Raw genomic sequence first — 403 nt, 5'->3', positions numbered from 1 at the left:
TTGAATCAATCGGAGATTTATGTTTCTTAACCGTAGGATTAGAAAAAGATAAGAAAGATAAAGTATTTTATAAAAAATTCTTATCACAGTATGATGCAATTGCATATATTCAAGATAATCTAACTGACGGAACAGTAGTAAATGTTAAAGGTAATTTAAAATATTCAACATATAACGATGTAGTTAATGTAAGAAAAGAAATTAATAGTATTGTACTTTCTAAAGTTGATGATTCGAGTAAGTATGTAGCTAAGTTTACACAAACAATGTTGCTTACTAAAGATAGTATCGATAAGCCAAACAAAGACAAAGGTGTTATTCCGATTATTGCAAAAGTACTTGAATATACAAAAGATTATAAAGGAAAAGAAGTTAAGCAGTTTATTCCACTAAACAAGACTTT

Annotated in this window: 1 pseudogene; it reads left to right on the top strand. The window is 26.8% G+C overall.

Annotation, left to right across the window (positions count from 1 at the left end):
* Window positions 1–403: pseudogene (locus ACW2QF_RS18170) on the top strand (hypothetical protein); the annotation flags it as partial.

The sequence above is a fragment of the Anaerosporobacter sp. genome (assembly GCF_965301125.1).
Note: the sequence above shows the minus strand (reverse complement) of the source record. Positions and strands in the feature narration are given on the sequence as shown.